General features: G+C 67.5%; 21 protein-coding genes. 6 read left to right on the top strand and 15 right to left on the bottom strand.

Annotated elements, in window-relative coordinates; all coding sequences use genetic code 11:
* Positions 1-151: 151 nt before the first annotated feature.
* A complete protein-coding gene (locus ASF06_RS13725; RefSeq protein ID WP_235501025.1) occupies positions 152-1,153 on the top strand; it encodes a LacI family DNA-binding transcriptional regulator in 1,002 nt (333 codons plus the stop codon).
* On the opposite strand, the gene ASF06_RS13720 is transcribed toward ASF06_RS13725, so the two are convergent.
* The 8 genes from ASF06_RS13720 to ASF06_RS13685 form a co-directional block, all read right to left on the bottom strand.
* Entirely contained in the window at positions 1,150-2,202 is a 1,053-nt protein-coding gene (locus ASF06_RS13720) for a family 43 glycosylhydrolase (protein WP_055948172.1), read from the bottom strand. The genes ASF06_RS13725 and ASF06_RS13720 overlap by 4 nt on opposite strands.
* Positions 2,199-4,802 carry a family 78 glycoside hydrolase catalytic domain gene (locus ASF06_RS13715; RefSeq protein WP_055948168.1) on the bottom strand — a complete coding sequence of 868 codons (2,604 nt, stop codon included), beginning with the start codon at positions 4,800-4,802 and terminating at the stop codon, positions 2,199-2,201. The genes ASF06_RS13720 and ASF06_RS13715 overlap by 4 nt, the downstream gene beginning before the upstream one ends.
* Positions 4,799-5,665, bottom strand: a complete 867-nt coding sequence (locus ASF06_RS13710; protein ID WP_055933216.1) for a carbohydrate ABC transporter permease — start codon at positions 5,663-5,665, stop codon at positions 4,799-4,801. The genes ASF06_RS13715 and ASF06_RS13710 overlap by 4 nt, the downstream gene beginning before the upstream one ends.
* Positions 5,662-6,552: a carbohydrate ABC transporter permease gene (locus ASF06_RS13705; protein WP_055933213.1), complete on the bottom strand. Its 891-nt coding sequence runs from the start codon at positions 6,550-6,552 to the stop codon at positions 5,662-5,664. The genes ASF06_RS13710 and ASF06_RS13705 overlap by 4 nt, the downstream gene beginning before the upstream one ends.
* A gap of 79 nt (positions 6,553-6,631) precedes the next feature.
* Positions 6,632-7,930 carry an ABC transporter substrate-binding protein gene (locus ASF06_RS13700; protein WP_055948165.1) on the bottom strand — a complete coding sequence of 433 codons (1,299 nt, stop codon included), beginning with the start codon at positions 7,928-7,930 and terminating at the stop codon, positions 6,632-6,634.
* Between the two features lie 144 nt (positions 7,931-8,074).
* Positions 8,075-10,162, bottom strand: coding sequence for an iron ABC transporter permease (locus ASF06_RS13695; protein WP_055948162.1), 2,088 nt, complete (start codon positions 10,160-10,162; stop codon positions 8,075-8,077).
* A complete protein-coding gene (locus ASF06_RS13690; protein WP_055948159.1) occupies positions 10,159-11,220 on the bottom strand; it encodes an iron-siderophore ABC transporter substrate-binding protein in 1,062 nt (353 codons plus the stop codon). Before ASF06_RS13690 ends, ASF06_RS13695 begins: the two co-directional genes overlap by 4 nt.
* Entirely contained in the window at positions 11,217-12,077 is an 861-nt protein-coding gene (locus ASF06_RS13685; protein ID WP_055948156.1) for an ABC transporter ATP-binding protein, read from the bottom strand. The genes ASF06_RS13690 and ASF06_RS13685 overlap by 4 nt, the downstream gene beginning before the upstream one ends.
* 166 nt (positions 12,078-12,243) lie before the next feature.
* Here ASF06_RS13685 and ASF06_RS13680 point away from each other — a divergent pair, with 166 nt between their 5' ends.
* Positions 12,244-12,867 (top strand): GyrI-like domain-containing protein, encoded by a 624-nt coding sequence (locus ASF06_RS13680; RefSeq protein ID WP_055948153.1) that lies wholly within the window; start codon positions 12,244-12,246, stop codon positions 12,865-12,867.
* A gap of 79 nt (positions 12,868-12,946) precedes the next feature.
* On the opposite strand, the gene ASF06_RS13675 is transcribed toward ASF06_RS13680, so the two are convergent.
* Positions 12,947-13,888, bottom strand: coding sequence for a LysR family transcriptional regulator (locus tag ASF06_RS13675; RefSeq protein ID WP_055948150.1), 942 nt, complete (start codon positions 13,886-13,888; stop codon positions 12,947-12,949).
* A gap of 125 nt (positions 13,889-14,013) precedes the next feature.
* Here ASF06_RS13675 and ASF06_RS13670 point away from each other — a divergent pair, with 125 nt between their 5' ends.
* Complete coding sequence (locus tag ASF06_RS13670; protein ID WP_055948146.1) at positions 14,014-15,006, top strand: DUF1852 domain-containing protein; 993 nt, start codon at positions 14,014-14,016, stop codon at positions 15,004-15,006.
* Positions 15,007-15,026: 20 nt separating this feature from the next.
* Complete coding sequence (locus ASF06_RS13665; protein WP_055948143.1) at positions 15,027-16,058, top strand: methionine synthase; 1,032 nt, start codon at positions 15,027-15,029, stop codon at positions 16,056-16,058.
* Positions 16,059-16,143: 85 nt separating this feature from the next.
* Here the strand turns inward: ASF06_RS13665 and ASF06_RS13660 are convergent, their stop codons facing one another.
* Positions 16,144-16,548 carry a (R)-mandelonitrile lyase gene (locus tag ASF06_RS13660; RefSeq protein ID WP_055948536.1) on the bottom strand — a complete coding sequence of 135 codons (405 nt, stop codon included), beginning with the start codon at positions 16,546-16,548 and terminating at the stop codon, positions 16,144-16,146.
* A gap of 149 nt (positions 16,549-16,697) precedes the next feature.
* On the opposite strand from ASF06_RS13660, the gene ASF06_RS13655 reads away from it, so the two are divergent.
* Positions 16,698-17,747 carry an alcohol dehydrogenase catalytic domain-containing protein gene (locus tag ASF06_RS13655; protein ID WP_157439213.1) on the top strand — a complete coding sequence of 350 codons (1,050 nt, stop codon included), beginning with the start codon at positions 16,698-16,700 and terminating at the stop codon, positions 17,745-17,747.
* Positions 17,747-18,100 (top strand): carboxymuconolactone decarboxylase family protein, encoded by a 354-nt coding sequence (locus ASF06_RS13650; RefSeq protein ID WP_055948141.1) that lies wholly within the window; start codon positions 17,747-17,749, stop codon positions 18,098-18,100. The genes ASF06_RS13655 and ASF06_RS13650 overlap by 1 nt, the downstream gene beginning before the upstream one ends.
* 152 nt (positions 18,101-18,252) lie before the next feature.
* On the opposite strand, the gene ASF06_RS13645 is transcribed toward ASF06_RS13650, so the two are convergent.
* The 5 genes from ASF06_RS13645 to ASF06_RS13625 all read right to left on the bottom strand — a co-directional run bounded on the left by ASF06_RS13645 (position 18,253) and on the right by ASF06_RS13625 (position 23,117).
* Complete coding sequence (locus ASF06_RS13645; protein ID WP_055948136.1) at positions 18,253-18,930, bottom strand: response regulator; 678 nt, start codon at positions 18,928-18,930, stop codon at positions 18,253-18,255.
* Positions 18,927-20,201 carry a sensor histidine kinase gene (locus tag ASF06_RS13640; protein ID WP_055948134.1) on the bottom strand — a complete coding sequence of 425 codons (1,275 nt, stop codon included), beginning with the start codon at positions 20,199-20,201 and terminating at the stop codon, positions 18,927-18,929. The genes ASF06_RS13645 and ASF06_RS13640 overlap by 4 nt, the downstream gene beginning before the upstream one ends.
* A complete protein-coding gene (locus ASF06_RS13635) occupies positions 20,201-21,358 on the bottom strand; it encodes an amidoligase family protein (protein WP_055948132.1) in 1,158 nt (385 codons plus the stop codon). The genes ASF06_RS13640 and ASF06_RS13635 overlap by 1 nt, the downstream gene beginning before the upstream one ends.
* The gene (locus ASF06_RS13630) at positions 21,355-22,062 is read right to left on the bottom strand and encodes a hypothetical protein (RefSeq protein WP_055948128.1); all 708 of its coding nucleotides are present in this window, start codon (positions 22,060-22,062) and stop codon (positions 21,355-21,357) included. Before ASF06_RS13630 ends, ASF06_RS13635 begins: the two co-directional genes overlap by 4 nt.
* Before the next feature lie 164 nt (positions 22,063-22,226).
* A complete protein-coding gene (locus tag ASF06_RS13625) occupies positions 22,227-23,117 on the bottom strand; it encodes a helix-turn-helix transcriptional regulator (protein ID WP_055948124.1) in 891 nt (296 codons plus the stop codon).
* Between the last annotated feature and the right edge of the window lie 64 nt (positions 23,118-23,181).

Here is a 23,181-nt window from a genome sequence, read left to right as displayed (position 1 = left end):
CCACGTCGGGGCCGTCGCGTCGCATCGGATACTCCGATCGGCGCGGCGGCCCCGGCGCTAGTGTGGAGAAAAGTCCTCGCGCAGTAGGAGCAGAGCAGTGGTGAACATGGCATCGGTCCCGACAGCCAGTGGCAAGAACGGCTCCGTGACGATGCTCGACGTCGCACACCATGCCGGGGTCGCGATCGGCACGGTCTCGAATGTGCTCAACCGGCCCGACGGGGTGACTCCGTCCATTCGCGATCGCGTCCTCGCCTCGATCGACGAGCTCGGCTTCGTGCGCAACCGGGCCGCCAGCAAGCTCGCCGCCGGGGTAAGCAACACCGTAGGCGTCGTTCTCGCCGACCTGGCCAACTCCTACTTCACCGACATGGTGAGGGGCGCTGAGCAGTCGGCATCGAAAGCCGGCAAGTTCGTGGTGATCGGCAATTCCGATATCGACATCGCGAAGCAGCGGTCATACCTCACCTTCTTCGACGAGGAGCAGGTCTCGGGAATCCTCGTCGCTCCCCTCGGCGGAGTCATTCCTCCGGAGGACGGCCACATCGCCAGGCAACGCCCCCTCGTCATCCTCGATGCCGCCCGCCAGACGCACGCCCACTGCGCGGTCAGCACGAACAACGTGGCCGCCGGCCGCATCGCCGCGGAGCACCTGCTCGGCCTCGGACGGCGGAGGCTGGTCTTCGCGGGCGGGCCGATAGCTCGATCACGTGCGCTGGCAGATCGCCTGCAGGGCGCTCAGGATGCGGTGGCCGACGTCGAGGGGGCCACCCTCGAACACATGTCGACCGACGAGGTGCAGGTTCACGACGGACGCCGGGTCGGCGCCTTGCTTGCCCATCGCGACGCGGATGCCCTCCCCGACGGGATCGTCGCGGCCGCCGATCTGCTGGCGCTGGGCATCGTTCAGGCCCTCACCTCGTCATCGTCGTATCGCTTCCCCGACGACATCGCACTCGTCGCCTGCGACGACAACCGCTCGGCCTACGACAGCATCGTGCCCATCTCGACCGTGGATCTCCCCGGCCAGAAGATGGGATCGACGGGCATGCGCCTGCTGCTCGAAGAACTCGCCGACAGCGCCGAGCACGAGCATCAGCACATCACTCTCGATCCCACCCTCACGGCTCGCGAGAGCACGATCGGGCGCTAGGCGTCCTCGTAGTCGTCGGGGCTCCACGAGTCGCGCCACTCGATCACGGGCGTGTCTCCGTCGAAGCGAAGAGGCAGCCACACGTAGTCCGCGATCGACGTGTCGACATGGGCGAACTCCTCCATGGGCTCGTCGCTGTCGCGACCCGGGGCGAAGTGCGCTTCGAACTCCTGGAATGCGCGGGCACCGTCGTCGAGGTAGCCCGGCAGCCACCGGTCGCCCAGGGCGATGTACAGGTCGCGTTTCCCCGGATGCTTGAAGATCGACGAGAGCTGAGAGTGGAACGACGTGCGCGACGCATCCGTCGGATGCGGGTCGCCGAGCACCGTGTACGGCCCGTGATAGCTGGCGGCGACCGCCGACTCCGACGGGTTCGGGTAGTACCCCGTCGTGCCCGAGGTGATCAGGTAGTGCTTGCGATCGCGGGCGAAGTAGGCCGGCGCCTCGCGCACATACGGCGGCTGCGGCTGCGGAAAATGTGTGGAGTAGTACCCGGTCACGTTCGTGTAGTCGTCTGTCAGATCGGCGACGATCAGCTCCGAGTGCACGCGCTCGAAGTAGTAGTAGGCCTTGCCGTCGTGCGGGTCGACGACAAGGTCGAAGTCGCCGGCGCTCATGCCCAGTGGTCGCAACCACTTCGTGACGGTCGTGTAGGGCCCGAGTACGTCATCCGCGACGAGCACGGTCGACCGTTGGATCGAACCCTTGCTCATCACCTTCAGCCAGCAGACGTATTTTCGGGTGTGCGGGTTATAGATGATGTGCGGGCGATCCATCCCTGCTGACGGATACAGCGGCGATTCCTCGTCGTCGGGCTCCGGCGGAATGATCAGTCCCCGGTCGGTCCAGTTGACCAGGTCTGTCGACGAGTAGCAGCGCACTCCCCAGTGCCAGATGCCGCTGCCGGGTGTGGACTTCTCTTTGTTCTCGCCGTACCAGTAGTAGGTGCCGTCGACGGCGATGATCGATCCGCCGTGCGCCTGGATGCGGTTGCCGTCGGTGTCGTTCCACACTCGGCCGGGGTAGATGAGGTTCTGCTGGTCGGTCATGTCGTCTTTCTGAGTTCGAGGGTACGGATGTCTGAATGCAACTCGTGCGCACCGGCGCCGACGATCAGGCGGTCGGCTCGGCCGGGCAATTCGACTTCGGCGGTCACGCCGAAGGGAACTCGGGCGGTGAGCTCGAAGCGCTCCCCGTCGAGTCGCCAGGACACGTCGATCGGGCCGTACGGGCTGTCGAAGCGGGTCGAGGCCGCGCGCACGGTGCCTCCCGGCCTGGGTGCGATGCGGATACGTCGGTACCCGGGCTCGATGGGCGCCAACCCGGCCACTGTCCGGTGCATGAAGTCGACCACGGCACCCAGCGCGTAGTGATTGAACGACGTCATATCGCCCGGATTGACCCTGCCGTCGGGGAGCATGCTGTCCCAGCGTTCCCAGATCGTCGTCGCGCCCATGGTGATCGGGTACAGCCACGACGGACATTCCGTCTGCTGCAGAAGCGCATACGCGGACTCGACATGGCCCGTGTCGGCAAGCGCCCCGCAGATGATCGGGGTGCCGACGAAGCCCGTCGGTATTCGGAAGTCGCCCTCGGCCACGAGTTCCGCGAGCCGGGCACCGGCGTCCGAGCGCTGGGCGGCGTTCTCGAAAAGGTCGAAGTCCAGCGCCAGGGCGAGCGACGTGGGCGACTCGCCCACCATCCGGCCTGACGACAGGATCCACTCCTGGCGGAAAGCGCCGAGCGTACGGTCGGCGAGACCCGCGTACCGGGCCTGCGTCGTCACATCACCGAGCATCCCTGCAACATCGGCCACGATGCGGGCGGAGCGCACGAGGTACGCGGTGGTGACGAGATACCGGTCGGTTCGGGCGGCTCCGGGGTCCTCCGGCGGCGCGATCGGGTCGAGCCAGTCGCCGAGCGCGAAGCCCGTGCGGATCGCTCCGTCGTCGTCTGCGCGCGCCGCGAGGTGGTCGACCCAGCCCTGCATGCTCGCGAACTGCTGCGCGAGGATCCCTCGGTCGCCCAGTTGCTCCCACATGGTCCACGGCACGATCGCAGCGGCATCTCCCCAGACGGCCGATGAGGCCTCGGGGAATCCGCAGGGAACCCATGGCACGAAGTTGGGCACGGCGCCGTCGGCATGCTGCTCATCGCCCACGTCGCGAAGCCAGGTGTCGAGCACGCCCGCGCTGCGGTAGAGGTACGACGCGGCCGGCGCGAAGACCTGGATGTCGCCGGTCCAGCCCATGCGCTCGTCGCGTTGCGGGCAGTCGGTGGGCAGGTCGACGAAGTTGTCGCGCATGCTCCAGACGGTGTTGTCGTGCAGCTTCTGCAGCATCGGGTCGTCGACGGTGAACCAGCCGGTGCGTTCCATGTCGGTGTGCACGACGACCGCCCGGACCGCCCCCGGCGCCACCGTCCCCTCTGGCCACCCCTCGAGCTCCGCATAACGGAAGCCGTGGATCGTGAACCGGGGCTGCCAGGACTCTTCGCCCGTACCGCCGAAGACGTAGCTGTCGACGCTCGTCGCACGACGGAGCGGCCGCACCGCGAGTTCGTCATCCTCGAGGGCCTCTGCGTGGTGCAGACGGAGGGTGTGGCCGGCTTCGGCCTCCGCACGGACAGACAGCCTGCCCGAGACGTTCTGACCGAAGTCGAGGCGGATCCGCCCGTTCCGCCTGTACTCGATCGATACGGGAAGCAGCTCCTCGACCTGCCGAACGGGTTCGGCGACAGCGTGTTCGATGCGGGCCGTCACCGTTGCGAGCCCACGCAGCTCCGGGCGCGCCCAGCTCGAGTCGTCGCCTCCGGCACGCGACCAATCGGGGTCGAGGCGCCGGGCGTCGTACTCTTCGCCCTCGTAGAGGCCCGCAGCCGTGGTCGGGCCTGCGGATACCCGCCACGAGTCGGACAGGTCGACGAGACGGTGGACGCCGTCGCTGCCGGCCAGTTCGAGCTGGGCGACCACACCGATGTGCGGACCGTACAGATCCCAGACACCGCCGTCGAAGCCGATGTTTCCGCGGAACCAGCCGTCGGCGAGCTCGATGCCGATGGCGTTCGCACCGGTCTGCAGCAGCGCGGTCACGTCGTAGGCCTGTGCCCGAAGGCGGTGGTCGTAGCTCGTCCAGCCCGGTGCCAGTTCGTCGTCGCCGACGCGGGCGCCGTTGATCTCCGAACGATAGATGCCCTGGGCTGTCATGTAGAGCCGGGCGCGCATGGGCGCGACCTCGACCTCGAATTCGGCCCGCAGCATCCACGCCGGCCGCGGCCCCGTGCGGGGTGCGGATGTCGAGGGCACGACGAGTGGGACCGTCCAGTCCTCACGGCGCAGGAGTCCCGTCTCGAGGCGGAGCGAGTCGCTCCAGTCCCCGACCGTGCCGTCATGCAGGCCCACGCGCGCTCGAACGTCGACGATCTCCCGCGAGGCAAGGGGCGCGAACGGCCAGTCGACGAGAACCTGTTCCGACCCTCCCACGCGCACCGTATGCACGAGACCGTCGAGAGTGCTTTTCTCGAACTCCGTCCAGAGCAGAGAGCTTTCCGACGCGGAGTCCACCCACCACGACAGCCGCGGCGTGGCCGTTCCGAGGCCCGTGGCCTCTCGGCGGTGCTCCGCGCGCAGCCGTGTCACTCGGGCGCTCATCCCTTCACCGATCCAGCCGTCAGGCCCTTCATGACCTTCTGGTTGAGGAAGAGGTAGAGCACGAGGGTTCCGACGACGTTCACGGCAATGCCGGCGAACATGGGGCCGTAGTCGACCGCGCCATACTGGCCGGTGAAGTTAAGCAGGCCTGCTTGAATCGTGCGCAGGTCCTGGCTGTTGGTGAAGGTCAGCGCTATCAACAGGTCGTTCCAGATGAAGAAGAACTGCACCAGGGCGACCGTGAAGAGGGCATTGCGCACGAGCGGTATCCCGACCGACCAGAAGATGCGGTAGATGTTCGCGCCGTCGAGGGTGGCGGCCTCGAAGATCTCGCGCGGCACCGCCCTGAAGAAGGTGGCCATCATGAACACCGTCAGGGGCAGGCCCGTCGCGGTGTAGGTGATGATCAGCGGCCAGAGAGTCCCAGTGAGGTGCAGGTTGAAGTAGATGGTGAAGAGCGGCAGCAGGATCATCTGCAGCGGGATCATCACGCCGGCGAGGAAGACGAGAAGAACGGCGCCCCTGCCCTTCCAGACCATGACCTCGAGTGCGAAACCTGCGGCAGTGCCGAGGAGCAGGATGAGGAACATCGAGGGAAAGACAGCGATGACGCTGTTGAGGATGTACTTGCCGAGGCCGCCTCCCACGAACGCTTCGACGTAGTTGTCGAAGCTCCAGCTGCGGGGCAGCGACCAGAAGGGTTCGCTGAGGAACTCGTCCTGCTGCTTGAACGACCCGAGCAGCAGCCAGACCAACGGATACGCCACGATGATGAGCAAAATGGCGACGCCGATGTACACAGGAAGGCGGCGCACAAAGGTGCGGAACCGGCGGTGAAATGGAGTGACGGCGAGAGTGGTCATTTTTCGTTCCTCGTGAGGTCACGGCGCGACGCGCGGAAGATGAAGATCGTCACCAGCAGGCACATCACCGTGAGCATCAGGGCGACCGTGCTGCCGTAGCCGTACTGGCCGAAACTGAAGGAGGTCTGGAACATGTACACGGTCAGTGGCGTCGTGGACGTGCCCGGGCCACCGTTCGTCAGGGCCACGACCGAATCGAAGACCTTGAGAGTGCCGTTGATGCTGAAGATCGTTGCCGACAGCAGAACAGGAAGCGACAGCGGCAGGATGATGTGGCGTACAAGACGCCAGCCGGCAGCGCCGTCGATTCGGGCCGACTCGATGATGTCCTCGGGGATCTCGACGACTCCGGCATAGAGCAGAACCGCATAGAACCCCATCGAGCGCCAGAGATCCATCATGATGATGACCCAGAACGAAGCATCCGGTTGGCCGAACCAGTCGAAGGTGCTGAGGCCCACGAACTCCATGATGGAGTTGATCGGCCCCTCGGTCGGAGCCGCCTCGAAGAATCGGCGGAACAGGAGCGCCACGGCGACGGTCGGAAGGATGACGGGGAAGAAGACGAGGGTGCGAACCAGTGAGGAAGCCTTCTTCAGGTAGAAGACGTAGAGCAGCGCGAGGGCGTAGCCGACCACGACCTGGAGCACGGTGAGGATGAGTGCGTACCGGATGGTGAACCCGACGGCCTCGAGGGCGGTGGGGTCGTTGAAGAAGCGCACGAAGTTGTCGATGCCGACGAACTCGAAGCCGCTCACCGCGTTGCCCTCGTACACGGTGTAGACGAGCGACCACACAATCGGGATGAGCATGACCAGCGAGTACACGAGCAGTGCGGGGCCGAGAAGCACGAGTACGGCACGCGGGTTGCCGAGGAGTCTTTCCATGGGTGGTGCTGCCTTTTGTCCAAGATGCGAGGGCGGAGTCGACGGCGACTCCACCCTCGCTTCGGGTGAGTGAAGAGGGTTAGTTGTTCGCGTCCTGCACGAGCTTCATGAACGCCTCTCCGGTGAGCGTGCCCGATGCGAGCCCGCCGCCGTTCTTCTGGCTGACAGACGTCGCCTCAGGGGTGAACGCGGCCTCGAACCAGAGCACACTGCTCGGAGCGTCGGCGATGATGTCCTGCACCTCCTGGGTGAGGGCCGGCTGGTCGGCGGGTGGGTTGTTCACGACGAATCCGGTGACCTGGCCGAACTCGTTCAGTGCCACGTCTCCATAGTTGGCGGTCACGCAGTCGAGCCACTGGGCGACGTCGTCGTCGTAGCCCTTCTCGGTGAACATGACCGGGATGCCCACGTTGGCGGGAACCTGGTCGATGCTGCCCGCGCCGCCCTCGACGGCCGGGAAAGGAGCGAAGCCGATGTTGTCGACCCCGATCTTGTTCTGCTCCGGGTCGTTGAAGGCGGCGAGCGCCCAGCTGCCCATGTAGAAGAAGGCTCCGCCGCCGGTGAGGAACTGGTTGAGCGCGGTGTTGTAGTCGATCGATCCCGCGGCCGGTCCGAAGTAGCCCTCGGTTCCGAGCTCCGCGACGGCGTCGGCTGCGGCCACGTACTCGGGGTCGGTGAGCGACGCGTCGCCATCGGCGACCTTCTGCAGGGCGTCCGGACCCAGGTCACGCGCGATGTAATCCCCCACGAGGCGGGTGATCGGCCAACCGTCCTTGCCCGCGGCGACGAACGGCTGCACGCCGTTCGCGTCGAGGGTGGCCGCGGCGTCGACGAGGTCGTCCCAGGTGGCCGGAGCCTCGATGCCGTTGTCGGCGAGAAGCTGTTTGTTGTACCAGAAGCCCTCGATGTTGAACTCGGTCGGCAGCGCGTAGAGGTCGCCGCCCCCGTACAGCGCCTTGATCGTCGACTCGGCTGCGGGAAGAACGCGGCCCTCCAGCCCCTCCTTCTCGAACGTCTCCGAGAGATTGAGCACCTTTCCGGAGTCGATGAACTCCTGCATGAGCGACGGCGTGCCGCCGGCCATGCTCATGTCGGAGAGCGCGTCCTGGCCGGCGAGCAGCTGCAGTTGCTGGTCCCAGGTCGTTCCGTCGATGGCATCCGCCTTCAGCGGGGCCGCCTTCTCGGCGGCCGCGCACTGGTCTTTCGCCAGGATGTCGAGGGTGCCCGAGATCGCCGTGTTCTGGGTCTGCCCGAGGTAGGTGAATTCCTTCGAGCTGGATGCGCCGCCGCCCGAGCAGCCGGTCAGGGCGATGACGCCCACTCCCACTGCAGCGACGATGGAAAGGTTCCGCCTGCGAGCCCTTCGTGCTGTGATCATTGTTTCCTCCTTGAAACGAGCGCATGAAGCGCTTCATGTGATTGGCAGAAGACGCCGATGAAGCGCTTCATATGACGAGTGTGGGGTGTGAATGAGCGCATGTCAACTGCAGGTCGTTTGTCGATCGAGACGACAAATGGCCGATCAGCGCGAGCGCCTCAACAGCCACACGAAGTAGGGCGCCCCGATCAGCGCGATCATGAGCCCGGCGGGAACCTGTGCCGGCGCGATGAGCGTGCGCCCGAGCAGGTCGGCGACGCACACGAGCACAGCACCGAGCACCATCGACACCGGTATCACCCGACTGTGCCGCGAACCGACGAGCGCACGGGCGAGGTGCGGCGCGACCAGGCCGACGAATCCGACAGCACCGATCGCGACGACACTGACCGCCGCGAGCACCGCCGCGAGCGCGAGCACCCCGAGCCGCGTGCGCTCGAGCCGTACTCCGAGGATGCGCGGGGTGTCCTCGTCGATGGCGAGCAGGTCGAGCTGACGCCGCATGCCGAGCAGCAGCGGAATCGCGATGACGAGCGCCACCGCCACGGGCGCGACGTCGGGCAGCGTACGGCCGTAGGTCGTTCCCGACAACCAGGTCAGGATGCGCGGGGTGTTGTAGGGGTCGGCTCGAAGCAGCAGGAACGTCGTGAGGGCGCTGATTCCGTAGCCGCAGCCGATGCCGATCAGCACGAAGCGGTCGGGCAGCAGTCCGCCGCGCCAGGCGAGCGCCGTGATCAGGGCGAAGGTCGCGAGGCCGAGCACGACCGCCATCACGACGAGCAGGGGGCGGCTTCCCCCCAGAGACGTGACCACGATCACCGCTCCGAGGCCTGCGCCGGCGGTGATGCCCAGGATGCCCGGCTCGGCGAGCGGATTGCGCACGGTGCTCTGCACCACGCATCCGGCCAGCCCGAGGGCGGCACCGGCCAGAACCGCCGCGGCCACGCGCGGAAGCCGCTCATCCAGCGCCCGGCCCACGAGATCGGGGGCGACGCCCTGCAGCCAGAGGCCGATGTCGCCGGTGCGCAGCCACAGGCTGCCGGCGAGCAGGCCGACGATGACGGCGACCGCGAGCAGAACCGCGGCCACGACGAGCGCGACGATATAGCGGCGGTGCGAGCGCAGCCCAGCCCGGGCCTGCGGGGGCAGGCGGATCGGCCCGGAATCGCGCAGACGGCGCGCGAGCACCACGATCACGACGGCTCCGAGCAGGGCGGTGGGCACGCCGGTCGGAATCGCGGCGGCGCCCTCGGCACCGAGGATCGCGCGGAGCGTCGCATCCGCCAGCAGAATCAGCAACGCGCCGACGAGCCCGGTGGCGGGAATGAGAAAGAGGTGACGGTTCAGCACCCGGATGCGCGAGGCGAGCAGGCGGGCCAGCACCGGGGCGCCGAGGCCCACGAACGCGATCGGGCCGGCCAACGTCACTGAGATCGCCGTGAGAAGTACCGCGCAGAGCACCGCGACGACGCGGGTCGACCGGATGGGCACACCCAGCGACGACGCGGCGTCATCGCCCAGGCCGAGCACGTCGAGGCGCCGCGAGAGCAGCAGCGCGGCCGCGAGCGCCACGATGATCACCGGGGCTGCGCGCACAGACGCGTCGATGTTGAGCTGCGCGAGCGAGCCGCTGCCCCAAGCGTAGAGGCCTGTGGTGTTCTCCTTGAAGAGAATGAGCAGCATGGCGGTCGCCGCATCGAGGGCCAGGGCGATGGCCGAGCCGGCGAGAATCAGCCGGGTCGTGCCGGTGCCGGCGGATGTTCCGGCGAGGCCGAGCACGACGGCTGCGGCGAGCAGGCCCCCGATGAAGGCGACTCCGCTCGACGCCCACGGGGGAACGGAGAGTCCGAACGCGGCCACTGCGGTGAGCGCGAAGTAGGAGCCGGCCGTGACCGCGAGGGTGTCGGGCGAGGCGAGCGCGTTGCGGCTGATCGACTGCAGCAGCACGCCGGCCACGCCGAGCGCGAAGCCCACCGCGACGCCCGCGAAGAGGCGCGGCAGGCGGGAGCCGGTCAGAACATCGCCGACCGGCACACCGCCCACGGTCTCCTGTGCGCCGCCGAGCAGCCGCACGAGACCCCACATGTCGACGCCGGAGGTTCCCTGCGTGACATGCCAGAGCCCGACGACCACGACGGCGAGCAGCAGGGCGGCCAGTGTGGCCACCCCGCCAGCGACGCCGCGCAGGCCGCCGGAGGGCCTCGCGCGCGCTACCCGGACGGCGGTGCTCAACCCTGCTGCGTGATGATGTCGACGTAGGCGTCGATGGCCTGCTGGTTCGACAGCGGGCCGCCGGCTCCCCAGACGCCCGACGGGAACGCGTGCGCGCGGCCCTCCGTGACGGCGGGCAGCGAGCTCCAGATCGGGCTCTTCTCGAACTCGGACACATAGCCGTCTGCGCCCTCGTCGGCCGAGTAGAAGAGGTTCGCGGTGCCGACGGCGGTGAGGCCCTCGATGTCGGTCTGGCCGAGGCCGTAGGCCGGGTCGACTCCTCCGCTTCCGTAGGCCTCGTCGATCTCGTCGGTCCAGGCCGAGGTCAGGCCGAGCTGCTCGCCGAGAGCGGTAAAGAGGGCGCCCTGTCCGTAGGGGCGGATGACGACGTTGCCGCCTTCGACCCAGCCGTCGAAGAAGAGGAAGTCGGTGGTCGGCAGGGCGACGGACGAGACCTCGGTCTTGGCGTCGGCGAGGTGAGCGTCGAACTCGTCGAGCACCTGCTCGGCGCGGTCTTCGCGCCCGGTGGCCTCGGCGATCATCGAGAACACGGTCTTCATGTTGCCTATCGGGTCTGCCCCGTCGGCTCCGATGGTGGCCAGCACGGGAACGCCGCGCTCCTCGAGCGTGCCGATCAGCTCGTCGTCGGCGCTGAACGCCTCGATGATGATCAGGTCGGGGTTCGTGGCGTACAGCGCGTCGAGGTCGGGCTCTCCGCGCGTGCCCAGGTCGACGACTCCCTCGGGCAGCGTCTCGGCGCTCACGTAGGTGGCGTACCCGGCCGAGTCGGAGACCGCGACGGGCGCGACGCACAGGGTGAGGGCATCCTCGATCTGCTGCCATTCGAGAACGGCGATGCGCTCGGCGGGCTTGTCGAGCTCGACCGTGCGGCCGACGCCGTCTGTCAGCGAGACAGGCCCGGTCGACGTGGCCGTGGTGTCGGATGCGCAGGCGTCGGAGGTGGCCTCGGCAACAGGTGCGCCGCTGTCGTCGACGGTGGTCGTGCCGCAGCCGGTGAGGGCGAGGGCGGCGATGGCGAGCGTTGCAGCTGCGGTCGCGATGGAACGGGGGCGGATCATGAACGGTCCTCTCGGGTGGGGGTCGGGGCTGGGTCGGGTGTGCGCGCCGCATGGCGGCCGACGGGATCGATGCGCAGCCGGTTCGTGCGTTCGTCGAGCGTGACCTCGACGGCGATCTCGTAGACCTCGCTGATGTTCCGGGTGGTCAGCACCTCGCGCGGGTCGCCTGCGGCGTGGATGCGCCCGGCCGACAGGAGCAGGAGGGTGTCGGCGATGCGGGCCGCGTGATCGAGGTCGTGCAGCACGACGCCCACGGCCACGCCGTGGTCGTCGACGAGGTCGCGCACGAGGTCGAGCGTCTCGATCTGATAGCGCAGGTCGAGGTGGTTGGTGGGTTCGTCGAGAAGCACGACGCCGGTCTCCTGCGCGATGCAGGCCGCGAGCCAGACGCGCTGCACCTCACCGCCTGAGAGCTCACCGACCGGGCGGTCTTTCATGTCGAGCACACCCGTGGCCCGCAGTGCGCTGTCGATGGCCGTGCGGTCGGCGGGCGAGAGCCCGGCGAATCCGCGACGGTACGGATGGCGGCCGAAGGCCACGACCTCGGCGACCGAGAGCCCCTGCGGCGCGGGCCGCGACTGCGAGAAGAGGGTCACTTCGCGAGCGAACTGGCGGGCACTCAGCATCGAGACGGCACGTTCCGGATGCCCGTCGCGGGCTCCCAGGGTCACGTCGCCCTCGCCAACCGGATGCAGCCGGGCCAGCGAGCGCAGAAGTGTCGACTTGCCGCTTCCGTTCGGCCCGACGAGCGCGGTCACGCGACCCGGTTCGAGCGTCATGGATACCCCGTCGATCACCGCGTCGTTGCCGTAGCGCAGCACCAGTTGCTCGCCGCTGAGGGCGCGTGTGGTGGGCATGAAGGACCTATGCGGTGTGGAGTGGAATGAGTCGAAGTTAGGAACGCCTAACCTCACCAACCCTAACCTTTTTGGCCGACATCTGTCGCCTGTGCGCCGATCGAGTAGCCGCGCGACGAAGCAGCCGGCGTATCGAGATCACCGACGCGGGACTACTCTCCGAGGTATGAAGTACGACGTGAAGAAGGAGCACCCCGCCCTCTACTCCCCCTCGTCGAAGGCATTCAGCGACGTGGTCGTGCCGCCCCTTCAGTACCTCGCCGTCGAGGGCGCCGGCGACCCGAACACGGCTCCCGCCTACGCGGCCGCCATCGAGGCGCTGTTCTCCACCTCGTACACGCTGAAGTTCGCGAGCAAGGCCCGGGGCCGCGACTACGTGGTCGCCCCGCTCGAAGCCCTCTGGACCGCCGACGATCCGAGCGCGTTCGTTTCGCGCGACAAGACCTCATGGCAGTGGACCGCGCTGATCAACCAGCCCGAGTGGATCACCGCCGACGACGTGGCCGCCGCCCTCAAGGCTGCCGCTGCGAAGAAGCCCAACCCGGCCCTGTTGTTGACGCGACTGATCACGCTCGACGAGGGGCGCAGCATCCAGATTCTGCACGTCGGGTCGTACGACGACGAGGGGCCGACGCTGGCGCGGTTGCACGACGAGTACATGCCGCAGAACGGGCTGACGTTCGCCGGGCTGCACCACGAGATCTACCTGAACGACGCCCGCCGAACCGCACCCGAGAAGCTCAAGACGGTGCTGCGCCAGCCGGTGCGCGCGGCGCTCTCACCGCATTGAGGGGCGGAGAATGGCCGCTTCGGTCACGGGTGAAGCGGCCATTCTCCGCACTTCAATCACTTCTCGAGAGCGAGTGACGTCAGCCGACAAGCTCCACGCCGAAGTCGGCGACGACGGCCCGCACCTCGGAGAGGTAGCGCTGCCCTTGTTCCGTCAGAGGGATCGCGGAGTGGCCGATCCAGCCGATCTCGATCTGTTCGTCGACGTCGAGCGGCACGGCGACGATCTCCGGGTCGAGGTCGTCGCTGATGATGCCCGTCGAGATCGTGTAGCCGTTGAGCCCGATCATGAGGTTGAAAATCGTCGCACGGTCAGACACTCGGATCTCCCGCTTGCTCGACAGCGTCGACAGGATCTCCTCTGCGAAGTAGAAGGAGTTGTTGTTGCCCTGGTCGAAGGTCAGCCGCGGCAGGTCGGCGAGATCGGCGAGGGTCGCGCGGCGCTTCTTGGCGAGGGGATTCTTGCGAGAGATGAAGATGTGCGGCTCGGCGAGAAAGAGCGGACGGAAGATCAACCCGGAATCCCGCAGAAGCTTGTCGATGACGTTGCGGTTGAAGTCGTTGCGATACAGGATGCCCAGCTCGCTGCGGAGCGTGCGCACGTCTTCGATGATGTCCCAGGTGCGCGTCTCGCGCAGGGAGAACTCGTATTCGGACGCCTCGGTGCCCCTGACCATGCGCACGAAAGCGTCGACCGCGAACGAGTAGTGCTGGGTCGACACACCGAGCAGCCTCCGAAGGGGCGGCCGACCGAGGTAACGCTGTTCGAGGAGCGCGACCTGCTCGACCACCTGGCGGGCGTATCCGAGGAACTCCGCGCCATCGGTGGTGAGCGAGACGCCTCGGGCGGAACGGAGGAGCAGCGAGCGGCCCACCCTGGTCTCGAGATCCTTCATCGCCGCCGACATGGTCGGCTGGGCCACGAACAGGATCTCGGCCGCCGCAGTGATGGAGCCCTCCGCGGCGACCTCGATGAAGTAGTAGAGCTGCTGAAGGGTGACACCGCTTGTCTGTCGAACCATAGGGAGAGCCTATAGGGCAGCATAAAACTCTTGAATTACCCGATAGCCCGTTCACGCGGGCACGATGAACACAACGACTTCCACACGGCCGACCAGGCCGATCACCCCCACTGGATTGGCCACTCATGGCGAACGAGTTCACGTTCAGCATCTCCACCACGCCCTTCGACGAGGACTACACGCCGTCGGAGGAATCCCGGGCCACGACCAACTTCGCCAATCTGGCCCGAGGCGAGCACCGCCAGCAGAACCTGCGCAACGCCCTGACGATGATCAACCACCGATTCAACGCCCTCGCGCACTGGGACAACCCCACGGCAGACCGCTACGTCGTCGAACTCGAGATCGTGACCGTCGAGTTGCAGTTCACCGACGGAGGCGAGTTCCGGGAGTTCCCCCTGCTCGAGGTGCTCGACATCCACGTGAACGACCAGCAGACCGGTGTTCGGCACCAGGGCATCGTCGGCAACAACTTCTCGTCGTACCTGCGCGACTTCGACTTCAGCGTGCTCCTGCCGGCGGCCAACGAGGGCGCCACGGAGTTCACCCTGCCCGACGACTTCGGCGCTCTGCACGGCAAGCTGTTCCAGCACTTTCTCGACTCGGCCGCGTATCAGGAGCGCTTCCCCAAGCCGCCGGTCATCTGCATCAGCGTCTCGACCAGCAAGACCTACCGCCGGCTCGAGAATCACCACCCGATCCTCGGCGTCGAGTACCAGCAGAACGACTACTCCCTGACCGACGACTACTTCGGTCGCATGGGACTGACGGTTCGCTACTTCATGCCGCCGGGCAGCGTGGCGCCGCTCGCGTTCTACTTTCGCGGCGACCTGCTCAACGATTACTCGGCTCTGCAGCTGATCGGCACGATCAGCACGATGGAGACGTTCCAAAAGATCTATCGGCCCGAGATCTACAACGCGAACTCCGCCGCGGCGAGCATCTACCGGCCGACGCTCGATCAGCAGGACTACTCCCGCACCGAGATCGACTACGACCGCGAGGAGCGCAGTCGTCTCGCGGTCACGCAGGGCAGGTTCACCGAAGAGCACTTCGTGAAGCCGCACGGACGCGTGCTGCAGCACTGGGCCGCCAACTACCCCGCACCCGCCCGATGACCCACGACGAATCGACGACCATGAACACTCTCCTCCCCACGACGATCGCCGGCAGCCTCCCCAAGCCGTCCTGGCTCGCGGAGCCGGAGACCCTCTGGTCTCCCTGGACGTTGCAGGGTGACCGCCTGGTCGAGGGCAAACAGGATGCGCTGAGCGTCGCACTCCACGAGCAGCACCGGCGGGGCATCGACATCGTCAGCGACGGCGAGCAGACCCGCCAGCACTTCGTCACGACGTTCATCGAACACCTGAGCGGCGTCGACTTCTCCCAGCGCGAGACGGTGAGGATCCGTGACCGTTACGACGCCAGCGTGCCCACCGTCGTCGGGGCGGTGAGCCGCGAGAAGCCGGTGTTCGTCGACGACGCCCGTTTCCTCCGCCAGCAGACCGATCAGCCGATCAAGTGGGCTCTTCCCGGCCCGATGACCATGATCGACACCCTCTACGACCGCCACTACAAGAGCCGAGAGAAGCTGGCGTGGGAGTTCGCGACGATCCTCAACGAGGAGGCGAGAGAACTCGAGGCGGCAGGAGTCGACATCATCCAGTTCGACGAGCCCGCCTTCAACGTCTTCCACGACGAGGTTCAGGACTGGGGCGTGGCCACGCTGGAGCGAGCAGCCGAGGGACTGCGCGCACAGACGGCCGTGCACATCTGTTACGGCTACGGCATCAAGGCGAACAACGACTGGAAAGCGACCCTCGGCGCCGAATGGCGACAGTACGAGAAATCGTTTCCCCTGCTGCAGCAGTCGTCGATCGACATCGTCTCGCTGGAATGCCAGCACTCCCATGTGCCGATGGACCTCATCGAGCTCATCCGAGGCAAGAAGGTCATGCTCGGAGCGATCGACGTGGCGAGCTCGGAGATCGAGACCCCCGAAGAGGTCGCCGACACTCTGCGCAAGGCGCTCGCGTTCGTCGACGCGGACAAGCTCATTCCCAGCACGAACTGCGGAATGGCACCGTTGGCGAGGGATGTGGCTCTGGGCAAGATGAGTGCCCTCGCGGCGGGCGCCGACATCCTCCGCGCAGAACTCACCTCCCGCTAGGGGCGCGACGCGTATCCGCGCCTGTTCGGCTCATCCGCGCCCGGTCGTCCGGCAGCGGATGCACCGAAAAGGCGCGGATGCTCGACTACTTCGTGCCGTTGAACTCCGCATCCGTGATGTGCTCTAGCCAGGTGGTCGTGGTCGCCGGGTCGTCGCCGGCCTCGAGCATCGCGATGTGCTCCATGAACGTGTCGCCCGATGCCGCGTGGAAGTGCTCCTCGCCCGGCGGCGTGTAGATCGTCTGCCCGGGGTGCACCTCATGGATGTTCCCGGCCCGGTCGCCGAAGCGTGCGACGCCCTGGGTCACGCGCAGGTACTGTCCGCGGGCATGCGAATGCCACGCCGTTCGCGCACCGGGGGCGAATTTCACGATCGCCACGGTCATCCGCTGGTCGTCGGTGTGCGGTGCCGCGACGACGTCGAGCCAGACGTCTCCGGCGAACTGCTCGGGCGGGTTCTTGACGCTGGGCTTCTGGGGTTCGATCTGCATGTCGGCGACGCTACGCCGGCCGGATGCGGGGGCGGGAGGGTCTGCCATTACCCGTTTCACCAGACCCTCCCGCGCACGAGACAACGAGGAGTTGACTGTATTCGGGCCCGACGCCGGGCCTCCCCCAGACCCCGATCAGAAGGAGCCCCATGAAGGCCACATTCATGTACGGAGCGGGCGACGTTCGCATCGAGACCGTCGCAGATCCCGTCATCCAGCAGCCCACCGACGCCATCGTTCGCGTCGTCAGAGCCTGCATCTGCGGATCGGACCTGCACCCGTACCACTCCATGCCCGCCTCCGAGCGCGGCCAGTCGATGGGCCACGAGATGATCGGCATCGTCGAGGAGGTCGGGTCGGCCGTTGCACTCGTCAAGGTCGGCGACTTCGTCGTCGCGCCCTTCGCCTTCCAAGACAACACCTGCGCGTTCTGCCGCGACGGCGTGCAGACCTCGTGCGTTCACGGCGGCTTCTACGCCACCGCCGAGACGGCCGGGTTGCAGGCCGAGCTGGCCCGGGTTCCGCAGGCCGACGGCAGCCTCGTGCGCGTGGCAGGGGCGGATGCGTCGACCGCCGACGAGGCCCTGCTTGCCTCGCTTCTCTCCCTCTCCGACGTCTACCTCACCGGGTACCACGCCGCCCACATGGGCCGCGTCGAGGCGGGCAAGACCGTGACCGTGATCGGCGACGGAGCCGTCGGGCTCTCGGCCGTTCTCGCCTCTCGGCAGCTGGGCGCCGAGCGCATCATCCTCATGGGCCGGCACACCTCGCGCACCGATCTCGGCGTCGAGTTCGGAGCCACCGACGTCGTCGCCGAGCGCGGCGAGGAGGGCATCGCGAAGGTCATGCAGCTGACGAACGGCGAGGGCAGCCACATCGTGCTCGAGGCAGTCGGCCACATGCCCGCCTACGAGCAGGCGTACGGGATCGTGCGCCCCGGCGGAGTCATCTCGCGCGTCGGCGTTCCGCAGTACGAGGACGCACCCGTGGGCTTCGGCTCGCTGTTCGGCAAGAACGCCACGCTCACCGGCGGCCCCGCCCCCGTTCGCGCCTACCTGGAGCCCGCCATCCAGCAGGTTCTGAACGGCGAGATCGACCCCGGCCGCGTCTTCGACCGCCGGGTGGCGATCGACGAGGTGCCCGCCGGCTACGCCGCGATGGATGCCCGTGAGGCGTTGAAGGTCATGGTGACGTTCTGATGACAGACACTTCACAGACGCCTGCTCCGCAGTCCGCCGCGCAGCGCCTCGTCGGAGACATCGCGCCGAAGCTCGCGGAGCTCACCGACGACGTTCTCTTCGGAGACGTGTGGGAGCGCCAGGCCCTGGCCAAGCGCGACCGCAGCCTCGTCACGATCTCCGCGCTCATCACGAGCGGCGCGTTCGAGCAGCTGCGCTCGCACCTCCCGATCGGCCGCACCAACGGCCTCGGCCGCGAGGAACTCGTCGAGACGATCATCCACCTCGCGTTCTACGCGGGCTGGCCCAAGGCGATGTCCGCCATCGAGGTCGCCCGAGAGGTGTTCTCGGCCGAGCCATCGCGCGAGAAGTGACACTCACCTCACGGTCGAGCACCCTGCTCGCCTCGCGAGTTGCCACTTCGCGCAACCTGCGCGTCGGGTGTTGCCAGTTCGGTTGACCCGAAGTGGCAACACCCGACGTACGCTGACGACGACTAGAGCAGAAGACGCGGAGCAGCCGCGCCTTACGAGCCCGGTTTCATGAAGCCGGTCTCGTAGGCGAAGACCGCCGCCTGAACCCGCGTGCGGGTTCGCGTCTTCGCGAGCACGCTCGAGATGTGCGACTTGACCGTCGGAACGCTGACCCAGAGCTCTGCGGCGATGTCACCGTTGCTGAGGCCGCGGGCGACCGCTGCGAGCACGACGCGTTCCCTCTCGCTCAACTCGTCGAGCAGCGCGATCTGCTCGGGCAGAGGCGTGTGCGCCGCGTCATCCGGCCGACCGGGAGCGACCCTCTGCTCGATCAGCGCCCGGGTCATGGCGGGGTCGATCAGCGAGTCTCCTCGCGATGCCGATCTCACGGCCGCCGCGAGCAGGTCGGGGCCCGAGTCCTTGAGCAGGAACCCGGATGCGCCCGCCGCGATTCCGTCGAAGAGATACTCGTCGTCGTCGAACGTCGTGATGAGCACGACGGCGCACGCGATCTCGGCCAGGATGCGTCGGGTCGCCGAGATGCCGTCGAGCCGCGGCATCCGGATGTCGGTGACGACCACGTCAGGACGCAGCGCGAGGGCATCGCGGACGGCGTCTTCGCCATCTGCGCTCTGACCCACCACGTCGATGTCGTCTTCGGCGTCGAGCATGGCGGCGATGCCGACGCGGGCTATCGGCTGGTCGTCGGCGACGATCACACGAATGGTCATGGCGTCTTCTCTCGTGGTCTCACTGCCGCCGACCCGCGGGGAATCTCCGCGACGACGGCCCAGCCTCGACCATCCTCTCCTGTCGTGAGCCGGCCGCCGAGTTCCGCCAGGCGAGCCCGCAGGGCCATCAGCCCGGATCCGCCGTCTAACATCTCGGGAAAGCGCTCTCGGGCGGGCCCCGGATCGGTCACATTCACCGACCAGTACACCGGATGCTCCGCAACGACGACCCGCAGGGAGCCTGCCGCGGAGTGCAGCATGACATTGGTGATGGATTCCTGCACGACTCGGATGACCGCCGTCGCCTGCACCGGTGGAACGTCGTCGCCAACTCGGATGGTGTCGTCGACGTCGTAACCGATAGAGCGCACCCGGTCGAAGATCACCTCGAGCTCGTCGGCCAGCGACAGCATTGCCGCTCCGTCTCTCACCGGCGTGGACTTCAGAACGCGCACGACGGTTCGGATGCGCGCCAGCACATCCTGCCCGCCCTCGGCGATGTCACGCACGGCCTGCGCGAGCTGCTCGGGCTGGTCCTCGGCGACCCGCAGCGCCGCCTGGGCTCGGATGACGAGGGCAGCGACGTGGTGGGCGACCTCGTCGTGCATGTCGCGAGCGATACGTGTGCGCTCCTGCTCGGCGATGCGGGCGACCTCGACCGCACGAAGCTGCATGAGCTCGCGATTCTTGGCGGCGAGCTCGACGGCCGCCCGGCGCTGCCGACGCAGCATGAGCGCGAAGACGACGACGAGAACGCACGCGACCAGTTCGGCCAGCAGCACCGATCGGTCTTCACCGCTGTCGAGCAGCAGGGCTTCGCTGAGTGGCCGGGCGTCGAGGAGAATGCCGACGATGTCACGCCACGGCAGGATGGTGAGGACGGCGAGGGTGCCGAATGTGGCGGCGGGCGCGACCACGGGGCCGTCGTCCGAGATCATGATGAACGCGACGATCGCGAGCGGCACGAGGGCCTGCGGTGCGCCCAGATACAGACCATAGAGCTCGATCGGCAGCGGGGCGAGCGTCGTGTAGGCCGTGAACGCGGTCACCAGCACCAGGGTCTCCACAGGCCACCGGCGCGTGGTCGCGGCGCCGACGATCGCGACAACGCCGAGATAGATGTACCCCGGGAGCCCCTGCGGGTACCACTCGAAGCGCAATGCAACCGCCAGGCCGATAAGGTACGCGATGCCGACGGCGCCGATGATGACGAGCCGACGCCGCTGCGGGGCCGTCAGGAACATCCGGAGGCGTGTGTTCAGACCTGTCATCACCGCGCCGCCGCACTCTCGTTCGACGGCGTGAGTGCGACGAGCTCCCGCAGCTCTTCGGCGGCAGCGACCGGGTCGGCGTGGGCCGGCCGGGGAATCGGATCCGCCTGCCTGCACCGGGCGAGCAGGGCTTCGACGAACGCGGCGCGACGGATGATGTCGGTCGCGTCGAGCGCACCGGGCAAGATCCGCACTTCCACCGTGTCGCGCGGCGGCTTGTCGGTGAGCAGGGCTGTGAGGTTGATGTCGAAGTACTTGGTCAGGCCGGTAGCCTTGGCGGCCGCCTGCAGACGGCTCCAGCGTTCGGACTCGGAGACGTCGACCTCCTCCCGCATCTCGACGAGATCGAGGAGCGCCGGAGGGAGAGCCCGCAGCCGGGTGCACGCGAGGTTGGTGGCGAGCGCGACATGAAGTGCGTCGCGCCAATGCCCGAACAGGCGCACCAGGTTGGAGAACGCCTCGACGGAACGGTAGGGCGCCCCATCGAAGTGCAGGTGCACGGCGGCCTCGACGGGCACCGTGAACCCGAGTTCTCGGGCCGGACGAAGCAGTGTTTCGAGCGCCGCTTCGTGATCTCGGGTCAGCGGCGGCGTGACGATCTCGGTCGGGCGCTCTCGGCCGGCGGCCAGAGTCGTCGCCATGGCGATGCTCGCGCCGGCCCTATCTCGCAGTCGGCGCACGGCACCGACCGTCTCGACCGACGTGCCGAAGAGAACGGCGACGTCGTCGAGCACCCGGCCGAACGGCGTGTCCGGATGCGTGCGGTCGGCGACCAGACGTAGCAAACGGCCGTCATCGGAGAGAATCCGGTAGGAGTGTCTGTCGGGGCCGCCGCGCGGATCGGCCGCGTGGCGACCCGGCATCACTGCGGCTCTCGGCATCGGCAGTTCGCGCCGGAGGTCGTCGACGATCGTGATGTCGTCGACGAACGATGCGAGGGGCTGGCCCGACTCGTCTCGGGCCGTGAACCCGGGGGTCAGATGCCAGAAGTGCCCCATGCCGGGAACGAGCGACGGTTCGGAATCCGTGTGGAAGAACCGGCCGACGCTGCCGCCCTGCTCCCGACTGACGCGGTCGGCGAGGGTTCGCCGATCCGCGCCCGCCGGGGCGAGCAGTTCTATTTCGAAGCCGATGCGCTCGGTCAGGACGGTCGTCACAGGGGCAGGTCGTTACCCGCGAGAATGTCGGTTCCGGCCCGCAGGATCGCGCTGTGCGTGTCGGTCTGCCAGAGGCCGGCGAGCTTGACCGCCTCTGCGTCGGTGTACCCCCACAGGCCGAACGCGTTTTCCTTCTCTTCGTCGGAGAACGAGGTCGGCACGGCCGGCAGCGGCTGATGAGCGAGCAGCAGGGCACCCAACTCGACCTTGGCGCTGAGCAGATCGTCGGAGTCCCAGGCGGCGGCAAGCTGCATGATCTCGGTGAAATCGACTTGCGACTGCAGGGCGAGAAGCTTCTGGTCTGTCGAGTAGTCGACGCTCGAGGACTCCCCGGGGGCGAAGGGCAAGGCGATACCGGCCTGGATCTTGGAGCCGGCCTTCCCCGCCGCCCACTCGGTGTCGGTTCCCCAGATGGCCGCGAGGTTGAGCGCATCGCCGGCGTACGGCGATGCTGCGAAGGCGGCCAGGTCGGCCTCGGTGTAGGTCACCTTCGTCGTCGGATCGAAGGCCGGCGTCGGCGTCGCGTCGTCGGATGCCGTCACCACCGCGGGCGAGCTGCCCGGCGTTGCGAGGGCGCCCATTGCCCCGAGCCCCATGATCGAACCGGTGATGGCACAGGCCACCGCGACCGTCGCCCCGACGCGGCGGAAGGCCGATCCCGAGCCATGATTTTTCGAAGCGAGAGTGTCGTTCGAGTGATCCATGTCGTTCTCCTTGCTTTGGGCCGGCGGAATGGAACGAAGCTCGTCACGTGCCGACAGAGCTAGACGCTAGGAGCCGCGCATCACCGGCGACAAGCGTTTCCGATGCCGTTCGTTCCGACGTCTTCCAGTCTTATCCACACGGAGGACCAGGACCGCCCGAGAACTCATCCGAAGGGATGAATTGTGGCGTCGACAGCCGCCGCGTCCGTCGCATCCTGCGTCGCCGCCCACGAGGCCAGCAGCGTGAGTCGCTCGGCGGTGGGCGAGCCGGCCGGGGCCGTGTAGACGTTCATGACCAGGCCGGGTTCGCTGGGCAGCTCCATCGACTCGAAGTTGAGGTCGAGATCGCCCACGATCGGATGGTGCAGGCGCTTCACTCCGCTGCGGTGGTACATGACGTCGCGCGAGGCCCAGCGCTGCCGGAACAGTTCGCTCTGCGTCGACAGCTCGCCGATCAGCCGGATGAGCGCCTCGTCGTGCGGAGCGCGCCCTGCTTCGAGGCGCAGCATCGCGGCGGCGTCGAAGGTGATCTTGTCGTAGTCGCGCCAGAACTCCTTCGCCGCCGGGTTCAGGTAGGTGAAGCGCGTGGTGTTCACCGGCCGATGCGGGTCGTCGAACACCGGCGCGTAGAGCGCGCGGCCCATGCGGTTGGCGGCCAGGATGTCGTGACGTCCGTTGCGAACCCAGGCCGGGGCATCCGCCATCGCGTCGAGCACCTGCCGCACGGCGGGCCGCACCTCGGCCGGCACCGCGCGGGGCTTGCGCGACGGGCCGGCGTTGCGGGCCAGATCGAAGAGGTGGTCGCGCTCGGCGTCGTCGAGCTGCAGGGTGCGGGCCAACGAGTCGAGAACGCTCTCGGATGCGCCGGCGAGATTTCCGCGCTCGAGGCGCACGTAGTAGTCGACCGAGACTCCGGTGAGCATCGCGACCTCTTCGCGGCGCAGGCCGCTGACCCGGCGGTTGCCGCCGTAGACGGGCAGGCCGGCCTGCTCGGGCGTGATGCGCGCGCGACGCGAGCTGAGGAACTCGCGCACTTCGTCTCGGGCGTCGGTCATGACTCCACGCTAACCCCGCTGCGCCGCGCCGCGGGAGGCACTGCGAGTACCCGCCTCACGCGCC

Source organism: Agreia sp. Leaf244 (assembly GCF_001422695.1).
Lineage (GTDB): Bacteria > Actinomycetota > Actinomycetes > Actinomycetales > Microbacteriaceae > Agreia.
Note: the sequence above shows the minus strand (reverse complement) of the source record. Positions and strands in the feature narration are given on the sequence as shown.

Excerpts from the sequence above, each read along its gene's own strand:
- ASF06_RS13685 (WP_055948156.1), bottom strand. The coding sequence starts at position 12,077 with ATGCCCACCACACGCGCCCTCAGCGGCGAGCAACTGGTGCTGCGCTAC.
- ASF06_RS13675 (WP_055948150.1), bottom strand. The coding sequence starts at position 13,888 with ATGGTTCGACAGACAAGCGGTGTCACCCTTCAGCAGCTCTACTACTTC.
- ASF06_RS13665 (WP_055948143.1), top strand. The coding sequence starts at position 15,027 with ATGAACACTCTCCTCCCCACGACGATCGCCGGCAGCCTCCCCAAGCCG.
- ASF06_RS13710 (WP_055933216.1), bottom strand. The coding sequence starts at position 5,665 with ATGACCACTCTCGCCGTCACTCCATTTCACCGCCGGTTCCGCACCTTT.
- ASF06_RS13655 (WP_157439213.1), top strand. The coding sequence starts at position 16,698 with ATGAAGGCCACATTCATGTACGGAGCGGGCGACGTTCGCATCGAGACC.
- ASF06_RS13680 (WP_055948153.1), top strand. The coding sequence starts at position 12,244 with ATGAAGTACGACGTGAAGAAGGAGCACCCCGCCCTCTACTCCCCCTCG.
- ASF06_RS13715 (WP_055948168.1), bottom strand. The coding sequence starts at position 4,802 with ATGAGCGCCCGAGTGACACGGCTGCGCGCGGAGCACCGCCGAGAGGCC.
- ASF06_RS13640 (WP_055948134.1), bottom strand. The coding sequence starts at position 20,201 with ATGACAGGTCTGAACACACGCCTCCGGATGTTCCTGACGGCCCCGCAG.
- ASF06_RS13690 (WP_055948159.1), bottom strand. The coding sequence starts at position 11,220 with ATGATCCGCCCCCGTTCCATCGCGACCGCAGCTGCAACGCTCGCCATC.
- ASF06_RS13645 (WP_055948136.1), bottom strand. The coding sequence starts at position 18,930 with ATGACCATTCGTGTGATCGTCGCCGACGACCAGCCGATAGCCCGCGTC.
- ASF06_RS13705 (WP_055933213.1), bottom strand. The coding sequence starts at position 6,552 with ATGGAAAGACTCCTCGGCAACCCGCGTGCCGTACTCGTGCTTCTCGGC.
- ASF06_RS13700 (WP_055948165.1), bottom strand. The coding sequence starts at position 7,930 with ATGATCACAGCACGAAGGGCTCGCAGGCGGAACCTTTCCATCGTCGCT.
- ASF06_RS13625 (WP_055948124.1), bottom strand. The coding sequence starts at position 23,117 with ATGACCGACGCCCGAGACGAAGTGCGCGAGTTCCTCAGCTCGCGTCGC.
- ASF06_RS13670 (WP_055948146.1), top strand. The coding sequence starts at position 14,014 with ATGGCGAACGAGTTCACGTTCAGCATCTCCACCACGCCCTTCGACGAG.
- ASF06_RS13630 (WP_055948128.1), bottom strand. The coding sequence starts at position 22,062 with ATGGATCACTCGAACGACACTCTCGCTTCGAAAAATCATGGCTCGGGA.
- ASF06_RS13660 (WP_055948536.1), bottom strand. The coding sequence starts at position 16,548 with ATGCAGATCGAACCCCAGAAGCCCAGCGTCAAGAACCCGCCCGAGCAG.
- ASF06_RS13720 (WP_055948172.1), bottom strand. The coding sequence starts at position 2,202 with ATGACCGACCAGCAGAACCTCATCTACCCCGGCCGAGTGTGGAACGAC.
- ASF06_RS13650 (WP_055948141.1), top strand. The coding sequence starts at position 17,747 with ATGACAGACACTTCACAGACGCCTGCTCCGCAGTCCGCCGCGCAGCGC.
- ASF06_RS13725 (WP_235501025.1), top strand. The coding sequence starts at position 152 with ATGCTCGACGTCGCACACCATGCCGGGGTCGCGATCGGCACGGTCTCG.